Origin of the sequence: Aeromonas sp. 6P, from assembly GCF_051919525.1 — a bacterium.
GTDB lineage: Bacteria > Pseudomonadota > Gammaproteobacteria > Enterobacterales > Aeromonadaceae > Aeromonas > Aeromonas veronii.
The window spans coordinates 504,237-524,009 of sequence record NZ_JBQBEO010000002.1; the positions used below are offsets into that span (position 1 = coordinate 504,237).

Annotated in this window: 13 protein-coding genes and 1 pseudogene; 7 read left to right on the plus strand and 7 right to left on the minus strand. The window is 61.7% G+C overall.

Going from position 1 to position 19,773, the window contains the following annotated elements:
- Window positions 1–14 precede the first annotated feature (14 nt).
- Window positions 15–3,182 carry a S41 family peptidase gene (locus ACTG2J_RS02425; RefSeq protein ID WP_113740069.1) on the minus strand — a complete coding sequence of 1,056 codons (3,168 nt, stop codon included), beginning with the start codon at window positions 3,180–3,182 and terminating at the stop codon, window positions 15–17.
- Between the two features lie 279 nt (window positions 3,183–3,461).
- Between ACTG2J_RS02425 and ACTG2J_RS02430 the strand changes: the two genes are divergently transcribed.
- The 4 genes from ACTG2J_RS02430 to ACTG2J_RS02445 all read left to right on the plus strand — a co-directional run bounded on the left by ACTG2J_RS02430 (window position 3,462) and on the right by ACTG2J_RS02445 (window position 6,994).
- On the plus strand, window positions 3,462–3,941 hold the full coding sequence (locus ACTG2J_RS02430) for a L,D-transpeptidase family protein (RefSeq protein WP_042084254.1): 480 nt from the start codon (window positions 3,462–3,464) through the stop codon (window positions 3,939–3,941).
- A gap of 164 nt (window positions 3,942–4,105) precedes the next feature.
- Entirely contained in the window at window positions 4,106–5,632 is a 1,527-nt protein-coding gene (locus tag ACTG2J_RS02435) for a YjjI family glycine radical enzyme (RefSeq protein ID WP_368172337.1), read from the plus strand.
- An 11-nt stretch (window positions 5,633–5,643) separates the two neighbouring features.
- Window positions 5,644–6,531 carry a YjjW family glycine radical enzyme activase gene (locus ACTG2J_RS02440; RefSeq protein WP_439989046.1) on the plus strand — a complete coding sequence of 296 codons (888 nt, stop codon included), beginning with the start codon at window positions 5,644–5,646 and terminating at the stop codon, window positions 6,529–6,531.
- 139 nt (window positions 6,532–6,670) lie between these two features.
- Window positions 6,671–6,994 (plus strand): DUF1820 family protein, encoded by a 324-nt coding sequence (locus ACTG2J_RS02445; protein WP_005340296.1) that lies wholly within the window; start codon window positions 6,671–6,673, stop codon window positions 6,992–6,994.
- A gap of 63 nt (window positions 6,995–7,057) precedes the next feature.
- Here the strand turns inward: ACTG2J_RS02445 and ACTG2J_RS02450 are convergent, their stop codons facing one another.
- The 3 genes from ACTG2J_RS02450 to ACTG2J_RS02460 all read right to left on the minus strand — a co-directional run bounded on the left by ACTG2J_RS02450 (window position 7,058) and on the right by ACTG2J_RS02460 (window position 9,752).
- On the minus strand, window positions 7,058–7,990 hold the full coding sequence (locus tag ACTG2J_RS02450) for a LysR family transcriptional regulator (protein WP_100646832.1): 933 nt from the start codon (window positions 7,988–7,990) through the stop codon (window positions 7,058–7,060).
- Window positions 7,991–8,152: 162 nt separating this feature from the next.
- A complete protein-coding gene (locus tag ACTG2J_RS02455) occupies window positions 8,153–9,349 on the minus strand; it encodes an amino acid aminotransferase (RefSeq protein WP_439989045.1) in 1,197 nt (398 codons plus the stop codon).
- Between the two features lie 127 nt (window positions 9,350–9,476).
- Window positions 9,477–9,752, minus strand: a complete 276-nt coding sequence (locus tag ACTG2J_RS02460; protein ID WP_113740073.1) for a metal/formaldehyde-sensitive transcriptional repressor — start codon at window positions 9,750–9,752, stop codon at window positions 9,477–9,479.
- 71 nt (window positions 9,753–9,823) lie between these two features.
- Between ACTG2J_RS02460 and dmeF the strand changes: the two genes are divergently transcribed.
- Window positions 9,824–10,789, plus strand: coding sequence for a CDF family Co(II)/Ni(II) efflux transporter DmeF (dmeF, locus tag ACTG2J_RS02465; RefSeq protein WP_113740074.1), 966 nt, complete (start codon window positions 9,824–9,826; stop codon window positions 10,787–10,789).
- 47 nt (window positions 10,790–10,836) lie between these two features.
- Here the strand turns inward: dmeF and ACTG2J_RS02470 are convergent, their stop codons facing one another.
- On the minus strand, window positions 10,837–11,250 hold the full coding sequence (locus tag ACTG2J_RS02470; RefSeq protein ID WP_113740075.1) for a hypothetical protein: 414 nt from the start codon (window positions 11,248–11,250) through the stop codon (window positions 10,837–10,839).
- 393 nt (window positions 11,251–11,643) lie between these two features.
- Between ACTG2J_RS02470 and pulA the strand changes: the two genes are divergently transcribed.
- The gene (pulA, locus tag ACTG2J_RS02475; protein ID WP_439997130.1) at window positions 11,644–15,546 is read left to right on the plus strand and encodes a pullulanase-type alpha-1,6-glucosidase; all 3,903 of its coding nucleotides are present in this window, start codon (window positions 11,644–11,646) and stop codon (window positions 15,544–15,546) included.
- Window positions 15,547–15,747: 201 nt separating this feature from the next.
- Here the strand turns inward: pulA and ACTG2J_RS02480 are convergent, their stop codons facing one another.
- Window positions 15,748–18,195, minus strand: a complete 2,448-nt coding sequence (locus ACTG2J_RS02480) for a zinc/cadmium/mercury/lead-transporting ATPase (RefSeq protein ID WP_439997131.1) — start codon at window positions 18,193–18,195, stop codon at window positions 15,748–15,750.
- Window positions 18,196–18,379: 184 nt separating this feature from the next.
- Here ACTG2J_RS02480 and tpx point away from each other — a divergent pair, with 184 nt between their 5' ends.
- On the plus strand, window positions 18,380–18,880 hold the full coding sequence (tpx, locus tag ACTG2J_RS02485; protein ID WP_005341463.1) for a thiol peroxidase: 501 nt from the start codon (window positions 18,380–18,382) through the stop codon (window positions 18,878–18,880).
- 58 nt (window positions 18,881–18,938) lie between these two features.
- Here the strand turns inward: tpx and ACTG2J_RS02490 are convergent.
- Window positions 18,939–19,765 (minus strand): annotated as a pseudogene (locus ACTG2J_RS02490) (ABC transporter substrate-binding protein).
- Window positions 19,766–19,773 lie beyond the last annotated feature (8 nt).

Below are 19,773 nucleotides of genomic sequence, written 5' to 3' on the forward strand. Positions count from 1 at the left end.
CTCGATGGGCGCCGTTATTTGGCGCTGGCTGGCAACTGCTTGAGGGCGGCTTGTACCGCCGCCTCCAGCTGCGGGTCGCGTCCAGCCACCATGTCAGCCGGAGTGAGGGGCACCTGCTGGTCCGGGATCAGCTCCTGATTCTCGTAGAAGGTACCGTCCGGTTTGCGCAGCCCCAGGGTCGGAATGCCGTAGGAGAGTCCCGGGATCAGCCGGGAGTCGTGGCTGTAGACCATGGTGCCGGTGCCGGGCACCGGATCGCCGACGATGGGGCCGACCTTGAGGGCACGGTAGTACTCGGGGAAGGCGGAGCCTTCCGAGTAGCTGCCAGCGTTCACCAGCACCACCGAAGGCTTGGTCCACTGGCGAGTGGCGGCATCGGTTTCCCCCTTGCCCTGACGGGGCCAGCTGCTGGCCATCCCCTTGGCGCTGCCGCTGCCGGTCAGAAACTCCACCAGGGTATTGGCGAGATAGCCACCGCTGTTGAAGCGGACATCGACGATCAGCGCATCGCGATTGCGCTGTCTGCCGAGGGCATCCGCCACCACCGCATCGTAGACCTCGCTATTCATTGCCGGCAGATAGACGTAGCCGACCCGTCCTCCGCTCAGGCTGGCCACCAGCTCCCGCCGTTTCTCAATCCAGCGATCCTGTTGCAGCTGGTACTCCTGCTGCTTGTTGATGGCGGTGAGCACCACCTCGTCAGTTTGCTTGTTGCCCTCCTGCTGGAAGGTGAGGGCAAGCCGGGCACTGGCCTGATGGTTGAGGGCCCGATCCAGCTCGGCCAGATTGGCAATCGGGATGCCGTTGATGGCGAGCAGGCGGGCGCCCGGGGCGATATCGCTCTCCTGATCCAGCGGGCCGCCGGAGAGCAGGGCGGTGAGCATCACCCCCTGCTCGCCATCCTGCCAGTAGCCGCCAAGGCTGGCGGTCTCGTCCGCCATGCGCGGGAAGGGGGCGGGGCCGCTGCCCCAGGTGTGGGAGACATTGAGCTCGCCAGCCAGCTCTGCCAACAGGTTGCCAAAGTCCCGCGGGTTGCCGATGCCCGGCAGCAGGCGGCGGTAAGCGGCGACATAGCTATCCCAGTTCACCCCGTTCATATCGTCCAGATAGAACTCGTCCCGGGTGAGCCGGGCGATCTGATCGAAGGCGGCGGTCATGCGTGCCTGCCAGCGGCTGCTGGGTTGCAAGGCGAAGGGGGCGCTGGTGGCCTCGCCGGAGTCGAGGTGGATCCGGGTTATCTCCCCATCCCGCACCAGGGTAGCCAGGGTGCCCTGCTGGTTGAGGCTTGCCAGCGCTGGGCCGGGCTGCTCGCCAAACAGTTCGCTGGTTTTGCCTTTGCGCAGATCCTGGCTGTAGCCCTTGATCTCGCTCTCGCTGTTGACCCCCATCTCCTCCACCAGATAGATCAGCTGGTCGCCGATGATGCGGCTGGCGAGCAGGGTGCCGGTGGGTTGTAGCAGCAGTGCTTCTCTATGGTTGAGACGATCGCTCTCAAAGCCGTATCCCCCTTTCGGCGGCTCCAGCTCGGCAATCGCATCGGCTCTGGCGGCGCGGCTGCTGTAAATGCCGAGCAGGTTGGTGACGAGGGGCTCGCCATCGGGCCCCAGTGCGCCAAATCGGGTCGATTGCCAGTAGAGGATGGCGCCATCCTGGCTCCAGCCCGGTTGCCCATCCTGATAGCCGTTGAGGCTGACATTGACCGGTTTGGCCTTGGAATTGGCCGTGTCGATCACCGCGATCTCCTGCTCTGCCGCATCGGGGCGGAAGGTGAGCGCCAGATGGCGGGAGTCGGGGGCAAAGGCGAGATGCACCTCGTGGCGCGACGGGTTGAAGCTGGCAGGCACCAGCTCCCGCTGCTTGTTGCTCGCCAGATCCAGCAGGTGGATGGCCTGGCCATCCACCACGAAGGCGAGCTGCTTGCCGTCGGGGGATAGCACCGGACGGCTGATCCCCTTGTCGGGAATGGCCAGCAGCAGACTCTCGGTCAGAGTGCCGGGATCGCTGAACAGCAGATCCGGATCCCCCCTGCGCAGGCGATAGAGGGCAGCGTGCCCCTGCTGCTCCGACAGATAGATGAGGGCACGGCCCTGCTCGGCGAAGAGGGGGCTGGACTGCTCGCTCGGATCTCGGGTCAGCTGGCGCACCCGCTCCCGCTCGGGGTCGACGGCAAACAGGTTGCCCTCGCTCACCAGGATCAGCTCATCCGCCTCTTCGCTGACCAGCGCTTCGTCTGCCAGGGTCAGGGCCTCGCTCGCCTCATCCGGCGCGCTGGCCACTTGCGGGGTGAGGGTCAGCTTGCGTGGCTCGCTGCTACCGGCATCAAGGCGATAGAGTTCCCCCAGCCATGACCAGACCAGATCGCCATTGCGAGAGGCGCTGAGCCCCCGCACCGGATGGCCCTGATAGTGGGTCAGCTGTTGCTCCTTGCCGCTGGCGAGATCCCGGCGCCAGACGTTGAAATCACCGCTGCGCTCGCTCAGGTAAAAGAGAGCATCTCCCTTGTCGCTCCAGACCGGATCGGTGGCCGCCACCCGATCTTCGGTCAGCTGCTTGTGCTGCTTGCCATCAAACAGCCAGAGGCGGGGCACCGCAAACGAGTGCTGATGCTTGCGAAAGGGTTGATCCGCCGCGGGCATCTGGTAGACGAGCCGCTCCCCGTGGGGGCGGGCCAGGGTCGCAGGCAGCGGCAGATTGGCCTGCAAGGTGCCGCCGGTGATCGGGGTCCAGTAGAGCTCGCCCCATTGGTAGCCTTCCGCGACAAAATGGTCGGCATCGGGCGCCCCCAGGCGCTGGCTGCTCAGCAACAGCCGTTTGCCATCGGCGCTGAAGGCTTGCGGCAGGTCGGTGCGTGAATCGCGAGTGAGGCGCACCATCTCGCCGCCGTTGGCGGGTACCACGAACACATCTTCGTTGCCGTAGAGATTGGCGGCAAAGGCGAGCTGTTTGCCATCCGGCGACCAGATTGGCCGCTGGCTCAGGTAGTCGCTGCCGGTGAGTGCCGTGGCGGGGCCACCCTCGGCACTGGCGACAAAAATGCGCCCCTGCCAGGTGAAGGCAAGCTGCTTGCCATCGGGGGAGAGGGCGGGCTCGCGCAGCCAGAGTGCATCGGCGGCGACACTGGCAGGCAGCCAGAGCAGAAGTGGCGAGAACAGCAGGGTGGCGAGGCGGCACGAAGAGCGCATGGCATGATCCTGTCGGGGAGTGGAGTGTTATCTTCGCCGATCGTTGCCCCGGGTGCCAGCGCGATAATTTTTTGTATCTTGTTGTTTTAACTGTTAATTACCAATGCCAAATGACGGCGTTCAAGGAAGATGGCTTGGCTGCGGCAAGATATGTTTTGCCGGGCATATTGAGTATTGATGGCGATCCAATATCATGGCGCTCGCTCGCCGCTCGGCGGGCATCGTTCAGATGATCTGGTAACAAGAAAAGCCCGCACCAGAGGCTTGTCGAGGGATGGAATGAGAGCCGTATTACTGTGTTTGTTGGGGCTTTGGCCCGCATTGAGTTTTGCCTTTACCGAAAAAGCCGATTTGGTGGTGGTCAAGAAGTCGACCTATAGCCTGACCCTGATGAAGGATGGCAAAGAACTGAAGCGCTACTGGATTGCTCTGGGCCCGGCGCCCAAGGGGCACAAGCAGCAGGAAGGGGATCAGCGTACGCCGGAAGGACGCTACACCCTCGACTACAAGAAGACCAATTCCGGCTACTACAAAGCCATCCATATCAACTATCCGAACCTGGATGACATCAAGCGTGCCAATGAGCTGGGTGTTCGTCCGGGTGGCATGATCATGATCCACGGCCAGCGCAACAGCATTGGCAACCGCAGGGTTCAGCCTTCCAACTGGACCAACGGCTGTATCGCCATGCTCAATCACGAGCTGGATGAGGTGTGGGACGCGATTGATCCGGGTACGCCCATCGTCATCGAACCCTGATCCGCACAACGGGGGCCTTGTCGGCAGACAAGGCCCCCGTTCTGTTTGGGGTGTGATCCTCTCTCACGGATGTCTTTTTGAGACATTCGTATTGTTGTGAATGTCACTTCAAAAAAAGCCTGCAAATGGTGAGGATATGGGCTCTATCCGTGAAGGAGTGTCCCATGTCTTTGATCGAAACCTGTCAGCGCATCGTGCGCGATCCCCATCTCTCCGCTGCCCAGAAGAGCCACGCGCTGGCGCTGGCCGCCGAGAATGCGTTGCCCTACCCCGACCTGCCTGCCGCAGTCGCCGAGGCGATGGAGCAGGGATTTATCTGCGACATGTTCGAAGGGCACGCCCCCTACAAGCCACGTTATGTGCTGCCGGACTATGAAAAATTCCTGACTCAGGGCTCTGCCTGGCTGGAGCTGGCGGCGCCGCAGGATTTCGACGAGGCGCTCAACGCCCTGCGCATCCTCTATCACCATGTCCCCTCCGTCACCGGCATGCCGGTCTGGCTGGGGCGGCTCGACCATCTGCTGTTGCCGTTTGTCGGCGAACTGGATGACGAGACCCTCTATCGCAAGCTGAAGGGGTTCTGGATCTATCTGGATCGGGTGCTGCCGGATGCCTTCATGCACGTCAACATCGGGCCGGATGACAACCGCATCTGCCGCCTGATCCTGCGCATCGACAACGAGCTCAAGCAGGTGGCGCCGAACCTCACCTTTTTCCACGATCCGGAGCAGACCCCGGACAGCCTGCTGTTGCAGGCGGTGAAGAACATCGCCGAGTGCAGCAAGCCGCACATCGCCAACTACCCGATCCATCGCGATACCTTTGACCAGCGTGGTTTTGGCATCGTCAGCTGCTACAACGCCCTGCCGCAGGCCGGTGGCGCCAATACCCTGGTGCGCATCTCCCTCAAGCGGGTCGCCGAGCAGTGTCAGGGGATCGATGACTTCCTCGGTTGCCTGCTGCCCCATTACTGCCGCTTGGCCTCTCAGCTGATCGAAGCGCGGGCTGCTTTCCTCCATGATGAGTCCGGTTTCTTCGACAGCTTTCTGGTGAAAGAGGGGCTGCTGGATGAGGATCGTTTCGTCCCCATGTTCGGTATCTACGGCATGGCGGAAGCGGTCAATATCTTGATGGATAAAGAGAATCTGCCGGATCGCTACGGCCATGGCGAGGAGGCGAACCAGCTTGGCTATCGCATCTCGGCCCAACTCTCCGCCTATGTGACCACGACCCCGCAGACCCATGCCTGGGGTGGCCGCGCTTTATTGCACTCGCAAGGTGGCCTCAGCATCGATGTGGCTGTTACCCCCGGGGTGCGCATTCCCTACGGGCATGAGCCGGATCCGGCCAGCCATGTGCTGGCACTGGCACCGCACCACACTTATTACCATTCGGGGATCAGCGAGATCCTGACGCTGGATCCCACCATCCGCCAGAACCCGCAGGCGCTGTTGCAGCTCTGCAAAGGGGCGCTCGCTATCGGTATGCGCGAGTTCACCGCCAACGTGGCCGACAGCGATCTGGTGCGGGTGACCGGCTACATGATCCGCAAGAGCGACGTGGCCCGCTTCGCAGCCGAGGGGTCGCGCTTGCAGACCACCTGTCTTGGTGCCGAGGCGAGTGAAGTGACTGCCATCCGGCAGCGGGCACCGCGGGTGGTCGCCCACGAATCGACCATCTGCAAGTATTGAGCTCGAACCTGATGGCTGACGCCTTGCCAACACGCAGCGCCCTGGTGAGCAGGGTGCTGCCGTTCTCCTGTGTCGACGGGCCGGGCAACCGGCTGGTGCTGTTTCTGCAAGGGTGCAACTTTCGCTGCCCCGGCTGCCACAACCCGCACACCATAGGGCTGTGTGACGATTGCGGTGACTGCCTTGCGGTCTGCCCAAGCGGTGCCCTCACCTTGAGCGAAGGCAAGATACAATGGCAGGCGGCGCTCTGTACCGATTGCGACGCCTGTCTGGATGTCTGCCCGCGCAGTGCCAATCCCAAGACTGCCACCATGACGGTGGCCGACGTGTTGGCCCTGCTGCGCCGCTACGGCCCACTGCTGAGCGGGATTACCGTCTCCGGCGGCGAGGCGACCACCCGGCTCCCCTTTGTGGTTGCGCTCTTTACCGCCATCAAGGCCGCGCCGGATCTGGCCCATCTCACTTGCCTGCTCGACAGCAACGGTTCGCTGGCCGAAACCGGCTGGCAGCGGCTGCTGCCGGTGCTCGACGGCGCCATGCTCGATCTCAAGGGGTGGCGTGACTCGGTGCATCACACCCTGACCGGCTATGGTCGCGAGCGGGTGCTGGCATCGCTGCAACTGCTGGCACGCCACGGCAAGCTGACCGAACTGCGGCTGCTCCATGTGCCGGGCAAGAGCGATTTTCTGGACGCAGAGGGGAGGCTCGATCGCGGTCTCGCCGATTTTCTGCGCCAGCTCGGCGCTGTGCCCATTCGCCTCAACGGCTTTCGCCACCACGGGGTGCGGGGGGAGGCGGCGCAATGGCCAGAGGCTCACCAAACCGAGCTGGAACAGCTGGCCAGCCGTTTGCGTGCAGCGGGATTGGGGCCGGTCTCACTGCCTGCCTTGATGGGCTGAGTGGCTGCGTCATCCGGTGACCGTCATGGCGTGAGGTGTGGCATGGAAAGGCCGCAACTGTGATTTCTGTCTATTGGAGGGGGCGAGAACGGCGGCTAGAATAATGGCCATCTTCTTACCCCCTCAATGACAGATAATCATGAGTGAAAGCAAGGCGTTATATCGGGTTCAGTTTATTTGCCACAGCGAGCGCTACGAAGTTTATGTGCGCGAAGTCAATCAGGGCCAACTGTTTGGTTTTATCGAGATCGCCGATTTTGTTTGGGATAACCATACGGCGCTTATCGTCGATCCCAGTCACGAGAAGCTCAAGAGCGAATTTGCCGATGTGCGCCAGACCCTTATTCCCATGCATCAGGTGCTGCGCATCGATCAGGTGAAAAAGCAGGGGGCAGCTCGCATCACGGATCTGGGCAGCAACGTTGCCTCCTTCCCCAGCCCCATCTATACCAAACGTCCCTAGTCCCTGCTTGCCGTTGATGTTTCACCGCGGTGAAACATCAATCTCTGCTCGCTGTCGTCCGGCTCAGGGCTCAATCAATTCGCGACCCAGTTGCAGGATCCGCTGGCGGAACCAGTGACGGGCCGAGCCATCACCGGCCGGGCCATACCAGACCAGACTGTGACTCACCTTGCCGTAATCGAACGGTGCCGGACGCATCACCAGATCCGGCTGACTGGCCATGCAGGCCGCCCAGCCACCGATGGCGGTGAGGATCAGGTCGGTTTGAGGCAGCAGAGCCGCCGCGCTGGCAAAATCGGGCAGGGTGGCGCCAATCTGGCGACGCACCTGCTGCTGGGCCAGGCTCTGCTCGAAGAAGGGGTTGGCCAGCTCCTGATCCCGGATGGCGATGTGGCGCCAGCTCAGGTAGGCATCGAGATCCCAGGGTTTGGCCAGCGCGGGGTGGTCTTTGCGCAGCAGGCAGACCAGTTTTTCTTCCCGCAGGGTCTCCCACACCAGCCCGGGCTGGCGCGGCAACGGCTGGCTCTGGTCATGGGGCAGGATCACGAAGTCGAGTTTGCCCGCTGCCAGCGCCTCCAGCCCCTGTTCATCCTTGTTCCAGATCTCCGGCACCATGCCCGGCACCTCTTTCATCAGCTGACCCAGAATGGGGCCCACCGGCCAGGTCATCACGCTCTCGCGCAATCCCAGCCGCAATGTGCCCTGCCACTGCTGCGGGTTGAAGGCGTTCTGGCGAGTGAGGCCGTTCAGCTCCCCCAGTAGTCGATGCAGGGTGGGAGCCAGTCGCTCGGCCATGGGGGTGAGCAGCAACTGGTTACCCTGACGGTAGAGCAGTTGATCCCCCAGCAGATCCCGCAGTTGGTTGAGGGTTTTGCTGACGGTGGAAGGCGTGGTGCAGAGCCGCTCGGCGGTGCGGGTGACGCTCTGGTTGTCGAGCAACAGGTGCAGGGTGACCAGATGGCGACCTCCCAGCCGAGAGAGAGCGATCAGATCCATAGTGGCTCCTGAAATTGATGAAGATAAACAGGCTTGGAATCAGAAAGATTCAACGTGACCTGCTGGCATTCTCTCACAGCAGGGGGAGGGTGAGCAGACTCCTCAAGAGGTGACTGCGAACGCAACAGACAAAAAGCCCCGCCAAAGCGGGGCTGATGCGGATTAGCCCTTGAGCACCGCCGCCATGGCGTCAGCCACATAGTCGACGTTGCGGCTATTGAGGCCCGCCACGCACATGCGGCCGGAGCGTACCAGATAGACGGCGAACTCCTCGCGCAGGCGATCTACCTGCTCCGGGGTGAAGCCGGTGTAGCTGAACATGCCGCGCTGGTTGATGAAGTAGCTGAAATCGCGGCCCGGCACCTTGGCGCTCAACACCTCGTAGAGCTTCTGGCGCATCGCCTTGATGCGGGTGCGCATCTCGGTCACTTCATCGACCCACATGGCGTGCAGTTCGGGCTGGCTCATCACAGCCGCGGTGATCTGGCCACCGTGGGTGGGAGGGCTGGAGTAGTTGCGGCGCACGGTGGCCTTCATCTGGCCCAGCACCCGGCTGGCCTCTTCGACATCCTGGCAGATGACCGACAGGCCACCACAGCGCTCGCCGTAGAAGGAGAGGTTCTTGGAAAACGAGTTGCTGACGAAGAAGCTGACACCGGCGGCTACCATGGCGCGGATGGCGTAGGCGTCCTCTTCCAGTCCGTCACCGAAGCCCTGATAGGCGATATCCATAAAGGGGATCAGGTTCTTATCGACCACCAGCGCGATCACCCGATCCCACTGGGCGCGGGAGAGATCCACTCCGGTCGGGTTGTGGCAGCAGGGGTGCAGCAGCACGATGCTCTTCGCCGGCAGAGTGCTCAGGCAGTCGATCATGGCGTCAAACTGCACGCCGCCGGTGGCCGCATCGTAGTAGGGGTAGTCGTGCACCTTGATGCCGGCGCCCTCGAACATCGCCTTGTGGTTGTCCCAGGTGGGATTGCTGACCCACACCTCGGAGGTCGGGAAGTAGCGCTTGAGCAGATCGGCGCCGATCTTCAGCGCGCCGGAGCCACCGATGGTCTGGATAGTGGCGATACGTCCCGCCTTGACCGCTTCATGGTCGGCACCAAACAGCAGATGTTGCACTGCGGTGCGGTAGTTGGCGGCGCCTTCCATAGGCTGGTAGGGGCGCGGCGCCGGGGCGGCGGCGCGCTGGGCTTCGGCCTGCTGCACCGACGGCAGCAGCGGAATGCGCCCCTGCTCGTCGTAATAGAGGCCAATCCCCAGGTTCACCTTCTGCTCGCGGGTGTCTTTGTGGAAGGTCTCGACTAGCGTCAGGATGGGGTCGCCAGCATAGGCATCGACGTGTTCAAACATGGGGGATCCTTGAAATTGACTGTCCAGTAAAACCGGCGGTCAGCCGGGCTGGACATCATGGCGCAAAGCTGGCGGTGGCTCAAGCCTGACGCTGGTCTAGCCTGAAGGGATGGTGCCGCCATCCTGCTTACTTCAAATAGGATCGCAGGACGCTGACCACCTGATCCAGATCCTCCAGCCGCTCTGCCGGGGTGACATCGGCGGCGCCGAGATGCTCGCGCATATGTCCCTCCAGCACCTCCAGCATCAGGCCGTTGACGGCACCGCGGATGGCGGCGATCTGCTGCAAAATTGCGGTGCAGTCGCTCTCCTGCTCCAGCGCGCTCTCCAGCGCACCGGCCTGTCCCTTGATGCGGCGCACCCGTGCCAGCAGCTTCTTTTTGTCGTGAATGGTGTGGGACATGACGGATCCTCTCGATCAATAAAACTATACTGGGGTATAGTATATTGCATCATCGCTCTCAGGAGAAATCCATGTCATCCCTCGCTCAATCCCACTGCCATCAACCCGTCATCCACGAGGGCAGTCCGCTGGCCGAACAGAAGACCCGCTGGGCCGTGCTGCTCACAGTCATCATGATGGTGGCGGAGATTGGCGGCGGCTGGTTCTACAACTCCATGGCGCTGCTGGCCGATGGCTGGCACATGAGCTCCCACGCGTTGGCGCTCGGTCTCTCTGTGCTGGCCTACCGCGCCGCCCGCCACTTCGCCCGCGACCACAGATTCAGCTTCGGCACCTGGAAGATCGAGGTGCTGGGTGGCTTCACCAGCGCTCTCTTGCTGGTGGGAGTGGCTGGGTTGATGCTGTTCGAGTCTGTGTTCCGGCTGCTCGATCCCAGCCCGATCCACTATCAACAGGCGATCGCTATCGCGCTGGTGGGGTTGCTGGTAAACCTCGCCTGTGCCTGGCTGCTCAAGGATGATCACGGCCACCATCACCATGGGCATGACCACCGTCATGAGCATCACGACCACGATCATCATCATGACCATGATGATCACCACGGCCATCAGGATCTCAACCTGCGCGCCGCCTATATCCACGTGCTGGCGGATGCGGCCACTTCCGTGCTGGCGATTCTGGCGCTGACTGGGGGTATGTTGTGGGGGGCCGACTGGCTGGATCCGCTGATGGGCATAGTGGGTGCAGGGCTGGTTGCTGTATGGGCTTGGGGCCTGTTGCGCGACTCCGGTCGGGTGCTGCTGGATGCCGAGATGGATACCCCGCTGGTGGCGGAGATCCGCGAGGTCATCGCCGAGCTGCCGGGCACTGATATCCGCGATCTTCACGTCTGGCGGGTAGGGCAGCAGCAGTATGCCTGCGTGCTCTCTTTGCTGATGGTCAATCCGCTACCGGCGCAGCAGATCCGCGAGCGGCTGGCGATCCATGAAGAGCTGGTGCATGTGACCATCGAGATCGCCAGCGAACAGGATAAATAACGGGGGCCGTTGGCCCCCTTGGTTTCAGTGCTGTTGGCACTCTGATGTCAGTGCGGCTGCACGGTGATCTCATCCTGGGGCTTGTGTTGCCACACAGCGCCGAGCAGCAACTTGAGCAGCAGTCCGGGCGGGTTGTCCAGCAGCTTGCCGGACTCCAGCAGCAGCTGACCATCGGCGCGAAATCCGAGGCTGGCATCTATGGTGCCATCCTCCGAGACCACCTGGATCAGGCCATTGAGGGCGGATCGCTCACCGGGCTGACAGCGCAGCCGCAGTTCGCGGGGTTCCCCCAGCAGGGTGAAGGCGCGGCTCAGCGGGGGCGAGTCTTCATAATCGGGCCAGTTGAAGAAGTGATACTGCTCGGCCAGGGTGCCAGCCTGCTGGCAGAACTGGTCGAACAGCTGCCCGATCGCCTGATACTCCTGATCGAGTCGTCTTGCCTGCTCTTCAATCCGTTTCATTGTTTACTCCTTGTCTATCCACTTGATCAGACATGACTTTTCTGACCTCGTGACTGCCATTTTCCAGATATGAGGCCAAATGGCCGCGAGGTCTGTGAGCCGGATCGAAGTTTCAGTCTGAAAACGTTATCTTGTTGAAACTTGGTGGCTTTTTTGCCTTTCCGCTCACATTTGAATCGATTTCCGCTGATTAATATGGCTCCGCCTGGCAATGACCGGGTGCTCGACTATCGAGACTAACTACAGCGGGAATTATAAAAATATGGATATGAAAAGACCAAAGTGGCGCTGGTAACAGCCTCACTGCTCGCGCTTTTGTCTGGTTGTAATGACAACAGCACATCTACTTCTACACCTGAACCTTCTGATGGACCTGTCGCTCGCTTGCCCAAGATGGATCCCCCCAAGGAGCTGCTGCAAGCAGGCCCCAACGAGGTAGTCATTGCGCTGGTGGATACCCAGTCGGCAGCCAAGGGGGCCAAGGCACCGTTTGACAGCCACAGCCTACATCTGTGGAACAACGATGCCTGTAACGCCACCGCTGATAGCGGCCTGAATACCGGGTGGGATGACAAGAACAAGACTCCTGCTGCGGTCGACAGCTTTGGTCCGGCCTGGGTCGTGCCGCTCAACAAGGTGGAAGGGTGTATCAACTTTATCGCTCGCAACGGCGATCTGGCCAACCTGACCGGCAGCGATATGAAGGTGATCTTCAAGGATCATCCGGATCGCACCGTGGCTATTGTGGCGGGCAAGAAGGAGGTGTTTGGCAGCCGCGCCGACGCCTTCACCGCCGCGTTTGGCGTGGCGGGGGCCAGCGCTCATCTGATCGATGGCAACACCCTGATTTGGCAAGGGGGCAAGGACAAGCCCCATGTTCGCCTCTACTACGCAGCATCAGGGCAGATCACAGCGAATAACAAGGGGGTATTTGATTTCCCCTATATCAAACTGACTCCTACCACTCTGAGCGCCGAGCAGCAGGCCAAATATCCGCACCTCAAGGATGCGGCTGCCTTTGCCCTGCCAGCTGGCAAGGATCTCAAGCCCCTGCTCAAGGGGGAGCTGGTGGCTATCGGTACCGATGCTGACGGTATTTTGCAGGGAGCAACTCTGGTGCAGAGCGCCGGCGCCCTTGATGCCCTCTATGCGACCGAGGCAACCAAGCTCAGCTATGGCGCCGTGGTAGATGGTAATCGGGTGACCTTCCGCCTCTGGGCGCCGACTGCCAAGTCGGTCAAGCTGGCTCTCTACAATGCCAATCACAAGAAACGTCGCAAGGTGGCGATGACCTTTGACAGCGCCAGCGGCAGCTGGAGTTACGAAGGGTGCAGCGAGCTGATCGGCCAGTTCTACCGCTACGACATGGAGGTTTACCACCCGCTGAGCCGCAAGGTCGAGCACTACGAGGTGACCGATCCCTACTCCCTGAGCCTCGCGATGAACTCCGAGTTCAGTCAGGTGGTGGATCTCGACGATCCAGCGTTGAAACCGGAGGGGTGGGATAGCCTGAAGGCGCCACACAGCCAGCAGAACCCCGCCGACATCACCATCTATGAGGCCCATATTCGTGACCTGACCGGCAACGACGCCTCCACCGATGAAGAGAAGCGCGGCAAGTTTGTCGGTCTGACCCAGCCCGACTCTGTACCGGTCAACCATCTGAAAGCGCTGGCCAAAAGCGGCGTCAGCCACCTGCACCTGCTGCCGGTGTTCGATATCGCTACCGTCAACGAGGATCCGGCCAAGGTGGCCAATCTCGGCGATGACTTCAGCAAGCTCTGTCAGGTCAATCCGGATGTGAAAACATCCAAATTTGGTGGCTATTGCGGTGGCGGTCAGACCGTGGGAGATGTGCTGGCCGACCTGCAAGGGGGCGACAGCAAGGATAATCCGCAGGTGCAGGAGCTCTCCGGCTATCTGCGCGGCGTCGACTCCTTCAACTGGGGTTATGATCCCTACCACTACACCACGCCGGAAGGCTCCTACGCCACCAACGCCGAGGGCACCAAACGTATTCTGGAGTTCCGCGAGATGGTCAAGGCCATCAAGCAGAACATCGGCATGAACGTGGTGATGGACGTGGTCTACAACCACACCAACGAATCCGGGCTCGGCCCCAAGTCGGTGCTCGACAAGATAGTGCCCTGGTACTATCAGCGCCTCAATCCGGAGACCGGCTCGGTGGAGAACTCCACCTGCTGCTCCAACACGGCGCCGGAACACGCCATGTTCGCCAAGCTGATGGATGACTCCTTGGTCACCTGGGCGCGCGACTACAAGATCGACGCCTTCCGCTTCGACCTGATGGGCCACCATCCGAAAGATCAGATGGTGCAGGCGCTGGCCGCGGTGAAGAAGGTCAATCCCGAGATGTACTTCTACGGCGAGGGGTGGAACTTCGGCGAAGTGCAGGATGACAAGCGCTTCGTGCAGGCGACCCAGAAGCATCTGGGCGGTACCGGTATCGGCTCCTTCTCGGATCGCTTGCGCGATGCGGTGCGCGGCGGCAGTCCGTTCGACGGCGGCGATACCATTCGCAAGACCCAGGGCTTTGGCAACGGTGCTTTCGTCGATCCTAACGAAATGAGCAAGGTGGATCTGGCTACGGCCTTGCACCAGTCCGATCTGGTGCGCCTCGGCATGGCGGGCAACCTCAAGGAGTTCGTGCTGACCGACAAGGATGGCATGCCGAAAAAAGGCGCCGAGATCGACTACAACGGTCAGAGCGCCGGTTATGCCCAGGATCCGGTGGAAGTGCAGAACTACGTCGACAAGCACGACAACCAGACCCTGTTCGACAACCTGATCTACAAGGCGCCTGCCGGAGCCGATCTGGTGCGGATGCAGGGGGTCTCGCTGGCGACTGCCATGCTGGGTCAGGGTATTCCCTTCACCCACGCCGGTGTCGAGCTGCTGCGTTCCAAATCCATGGAGCGGGACAGCTATGACTCGGGCGACTGGTACAACAAGGTCGACTACACCCTGGGCGACAACAACTTCGACAAGGGGTTGCCGCGCAAGGACAAGGATGGCGACAACTATCCGCTGATCGAGCAGGTGCTCGGCAAGCATGCCAAGCCGGGCTCGGCCGAGATGGCGCAGATGGTGAGCTTCTATCAGGAGCTGGCGGAGCTGCGCAACTCTTCCCGCCTGCTGCGTCTGGGCAGCGGCGCCGAGGTGATCAAGCGGGTCGACTTCCGCAACACCGGCCCGGATCAGGTGCCCGGCCTTATCGTCATGACGGTGGATGATGGCGTCAGTGCCGGGGCGGATCTGGATCCGGCCATCGACGGTCTGGTGGTGATGATCAACGCCAGCAACCAGAGCCAGAGCATCGGCGACTTCCGTGACGGCAACGATCAGCCCATCGATCTGAGCGGTATGGTGCTTGGCAGCAAGCATCGCGCAGTCGACAGCATCGCCAGCGGCGCCGCCTATGATAACGGCCAGCTGACGCTGGGGGCCTGGTCTGCCGCCGTGTTCGTCAAGCCGCAGTCTGGTGCACAGGGCGCGGGCCTGCCGGTCAGCAAGAAGACCGACCTGAGCACGCTGCCACCGTTTGGCAACACCGATGTTTATCTGAAGGGTTTCTTGGACCCCAGTTTTGGCGACAAGAATCCGCTGACATTTACCAGTAACTTCATGTACGAGTTCAGCGCAGAAGTGACGGCGGAGCAGCTTGGTAACACCGAATTGAAGGTGGCGGACTCTGGCTGGAGCATTAACTACGGCAGTTGCAACGCTGGTGACAAGCTGGTGGTCGGCACTCCGCTGACCCTTTGCAAGGGGGGAGAAACTGGCAATATCGGTGTCGATCTGGCCAAGGCAGGCAGCTACAAGTTTGTCTTTACCGCCATGAACAAGGACAAACCGACCCTGAGCGTCAGCTTCACCGAGCCGGTGCAGAGCTGCAAGGTGCTGGATACGGTGGCGGGCAATCCGCTCGGCTACAACCTGTTCGTCAAGGGTGAGCTCTCCGGCTGGGGATCCCAACCTCAGTACCAGCTGAGCTACAAGGGGATGGACGGCGATCTCGCCATCTATCAGGCGGCGTTCAACTACGCCGGCAGCACCGAGTTCAAGGTCGCCAACGAGGACTGGAGCAAGGAGTACCTGCTCAACGGTGGCGGCGCGGTGAACGCTGAAACCGGCTATTCGTTCGCCTTCTCCAAGGGTGGCAGTGCCAATAACAGCATCACCCTGCCGCAGGGGCTGTGGAGTGTGCTGGTGAAGGTTGACCCGGCTGGCGTCAAAGCGGGTACTGCCGTCATTCAGGAGTGCAGCGTCAAGTAAGCAAGCCATTGAGTCCGGGGGATGGCTCGGCGCCCCCGGGTTGAATTCCACCTTGCCAAGGGTGGGATAACTCCGAGAGAGTAAGCAAAGCGCGACTGCCGACCGGCAGGCGCGCTTTTTCTTTTACGGGGTGCAGTGAGAGGAAAAAGAAAAGCCGTCCCGGTTGGGGGACGGCTTTTGGCTGGGATGCCATTGGCTGGCTTAACGCTTGCGCAGCAGCCGCAGGGCGTTGGCGGTCACCAGCGCGGTGGCGCCGGTATCGGCCAGCACTGCAATCCACAGGCCGGTGATGCCGAGCAGGCTGGTGACCAGGAAGATGGCTTTAAGCCCCAGCGCCAGCGCAATATTCTGGTGAATATTGGCCAGTGCCGCCCGCGACAACCGGATCATCGCGGCAATACCGCCGAGCTGGTTGTGGGTCAGCGCCGCATCTGCGGTCTCCAGCGCCACATCGGTGCCGCCCCCCATGGCGATGCCGATACTGGCCCGCTTCATGGCGGGGGCATCGTTGATACCATCGCCGATCATCGCGACTTTCTGCGAGCTGGCGAGCTTGGCAATTTCATCGACCTTGCCCTCCGGCAACAGGCCGGCGCGCCAGCCCATGCCCAGCTCGGTGGCGATCGCCTCGGCGGCACGGGGGTTATCCCCGGTTAACATGATGCTGTTGAGCCCGAGCCGGTTGAGTTCTTGCAGCGCGGCTGCCGCCTCCGGCCGGATCTGATCCCGCAGCGCCAGCAGGGCGACCGGCAGCGCTTGGTCGCCGCTGCTCTGGCAGAGCACCACGACGGTCTTGCCCTGCCGCTCCAGCGAAGCAATCCGGGTTTGCTGTTCCATATTCAGGATCGCCACCCGGCTCGGTGCCAGCAGTTGCCACAGTTCACCGTTGATGCGTCCCTCAACCCCCATGCCCGGCAGTGCGCGCAGGTCGCGGGCCTCCGCCAGCGTCAGCCCCTGTTCGGTCGCGTTGGCGACCACGGCGCGGGCCAGCGGGTGGTGGGAGCCCTGCTCGATGGCAGCCGCCAGTGCCAGCAACTCGGTCTCCGGTTGGCCATTGAGGCTCACCAGCTCGGTCAGTTGCGGCTTGCCCAGGGTCAGGGTGCCGGTCTTGTCAAAGGCGACGGTGTCGATATGGGCCAATCGCTCCAGTGCAGCCCCACCCTTGATTAGCGCCCCCTGACGGGTAGCGGCGGCCAGCGTCGAGGTAACAGCTGCCGGGGTGGAGATGACCAGCGCGCAGGGGCAGCCGATCAGCAGCAGCGCCAGTCCGCGATAGATCCACTCGTCCCAGCTCTGGCTGAAGGCAAGGGGCGGCACCAGCACCACCAGCAGGGCAACCAGCATCATGGCCGGGGTATACCAGAGGCTGAAGCGGTCGATAAAGCGCTCGATGGGGGCGCGCTGGCTTTCGGCCTCTTCGATTAGGTGCAGAATGCGGTCGATGGCGTTGTTGCCAGGCTCGGAGACGACTTCAAGGCGCAGCACCCGATCGGCAGCCAGACTGCCGGCAGGCACCTTGTCCCCCTGACGGCGTTCCACCGGAATGGATTCGCCAGTCAGGGCGCTCTCGTCAAACGTACCGAGTTCATCGAGTAGGCGGGCGTCGGCAGGTAGACGGGCACCCGGGGCGATTTCGATGATATCGCCGGGACGCAGCTCATCGGCAGCTACCTCTTCCCGCACCTCGTCCTCGGCAGTGGTACGGATGCGCAGCGCCTTGTCGGGTACCAGCGCCATCAGGGCGGTCACCCCGGCCCGGGCGCGCCCGGCGGCGTAGGCCTCCAGATGTTCCCCCAGCATAAAGAGCAGCAGTACCATGGCCGCTTCGGCGGTTTCGCCGAGGAACAGGGCGCCTAGGGCGGCCACCGTCATCAGGGTCTCGATGGCGAAGGGGGAGCCGCTTTTGGTCAGCGCCCACGCCTTGCGGGAGATAGGCCACAGACCCCAGAGGGTCGCCAGGGTAAAGAGTGGCTGACCGAGCTCTTTCGGCAGCAGGGCGGCGACCAGCATCAGGCCGGCCAATGACAGGGGCTGCCAATATTTGCCCAAAAAGTTACCGAATAGATTGCCTTGCAGGGGCTGTTGTGAAGCTTGCTTACGGCCAGCTGCCTGCTTGTCAGCACTTTCCCCCTTGAGCTGGAAACCGGCGGCCAGCACGGCGGCGGTGACGGGATCGGGGGAGAGACCGGGGGCCAGATCCACCACCAGCTTCTCGGTGGCAAACAATACGCGCGCCTGTTGCACGCCGCTCACCCGGCTGACGGCGGTCTCGATCTTGCGGGCGCAGCTGGGGCAATCCATCCCCAACACCTGCCAGCTGTGACGACTGTTACCTTGCTCCGGCGCAACTAGCGGGTCGGCAGGGGGCATATCGTGCTCATGCTCATGCTTATGATCGTGAGCTGGCGATAAGGGGGCGCTGCAGCAAGCTTGATCGTGACAGCTTCCTCGGGGAGGCTCTTCATCCCCGGGGGATTCATTGCCGTCACGGGATGCGTGCTCATGAGGCGTCGGGCTTGAACAGCAACTGACGGGCGTGGTGTTGTCGCAGCAGTGGCTATCGTGGTGATGCTCACTCTGGCCGGGGGCCGCCTTGCTGACGGCCTTGATGGGGGCGGCGTGCTGATGATTGCAGCAGGATTTGCTCATGATAAGTCCCTCTTGATGGATCCCGCCCCTGCGAGATCCCTGATTACCGAGGAGGAGTCTAAACCTTGGTGTTAAGTCCAAGGTCAACCCCTTTATATCCCTTGTCTTCGCGGGTGTTTGTCTGGTCCCGCCGCCCCTATACTGATCACTCGGATTTTTACTACACCAATAAAGGACATAACACATGAGCAACTCAGTCACTCTGCAAGGCAACCCGGTTTCCGTCGCTGGTCACTTCCCGGTCGCCGGTGAGCAAGCCAAGCCCTTCTCCCTGGTGGCCAAGGATCTCTCCGACGTGACCCTGGCAAGCTTTGCCGGTCAGCGCAAAATCCTGAACATCTTCCCGAGCGTCGATACCCCGACCTGCGCGACCTCTGTGCGCAAGTTCAACGAGCAGGCCAGCGCGCTGGAGAACACTGTCGTGCTGTGCATCTCCGCCGATCTGCCGTTCGCCCAGTCCCGCTTCTGCGGCGCCGAAGGTCTGGACAAGGTAGTGACCCTCTCTACCCTGCGCGGTGCGGCCTTTATGGAAGATTACGGCGTTGCCTTCTCTTCCGGTCCGCTGGTCGGTCTGACCGCTCGCGCCATCGTGGTGCTGGATGGTGACAACAAGGTGCTGCACAGCGAGCTGGTCGCCGAAGTGGCCGACGAGCCGAACTACGCTGCGGCGCTGGCCGTGCTGTAAGGCTGCAAGCCATGAAAAATCCCGCTTCGGCGGGATTTTTTATGCGGGAATTGTCTGTTCAGGGTGTAGTAGGCGGGGTGGTTGCCGGTTCAACCTTGGCGGCTGGGAAGGGTTGCCACTCCACATAGGGGCGGTGGATCTTCTCGTAAATCTCGGCCAGTTTGCCGGTGGCTGCCAGCTGATCAATGGCTTGGCGGAGAAATTCGTCCATCTCATCACCAGCTGTCCCTTTCTGGATGATGAAGACATCCTCGAAATCCCCGAAAAATTCTCGCCTGATATTGGTCTGCCCCAGCTGCTTGAGCATCAGGTCGGCCTCCTCTTGTGCCCAGACAAAGGCGTCGATACGGCCGCGTGAGAGCTTGCGCAGTGACTGCTCGATACTCATCGAGCGCTGCACCGGGAAGGGCATATAGTCGGGAACGGCCTCGATCAGCAGATCCCGTTTGGTGGGCACTATGCATAGGCCATATCCGTGGTGACCGGATTGGCGGTATTGCTGTAAATCACATGGGCAACCTTGCCAAAACTGCGGGTACTGAAACGATAAGCCAGCATATCGATATCCTTGAGGTTGCGGATGGCGGGCAGCCCCAGATCAGCCTTGCCGGAGATCACCCCAGCCATGGCACGGGCGATGGGGTAGATGGTGATCTTGATGGTTACATCGGGGTAGAGGTCATCGATGGCGTGTACCAGATCGACAAAGGGGCCTGTCTTGTCGGCATTGATCAGCCCCGGAAGCTCGCCAAGGTGGGCATTGAGGATGCGCATCGGTTTAGGCGGCTCGGGGGCAGCGTCGTTCTCCGGAGTCTGCGACAGGCCGAGGGTGGCGCTGCCGAGCAGGGTGACCACGAGCAGCAGAAGGGGGATGTGTCTGGTCATGGCGAGTC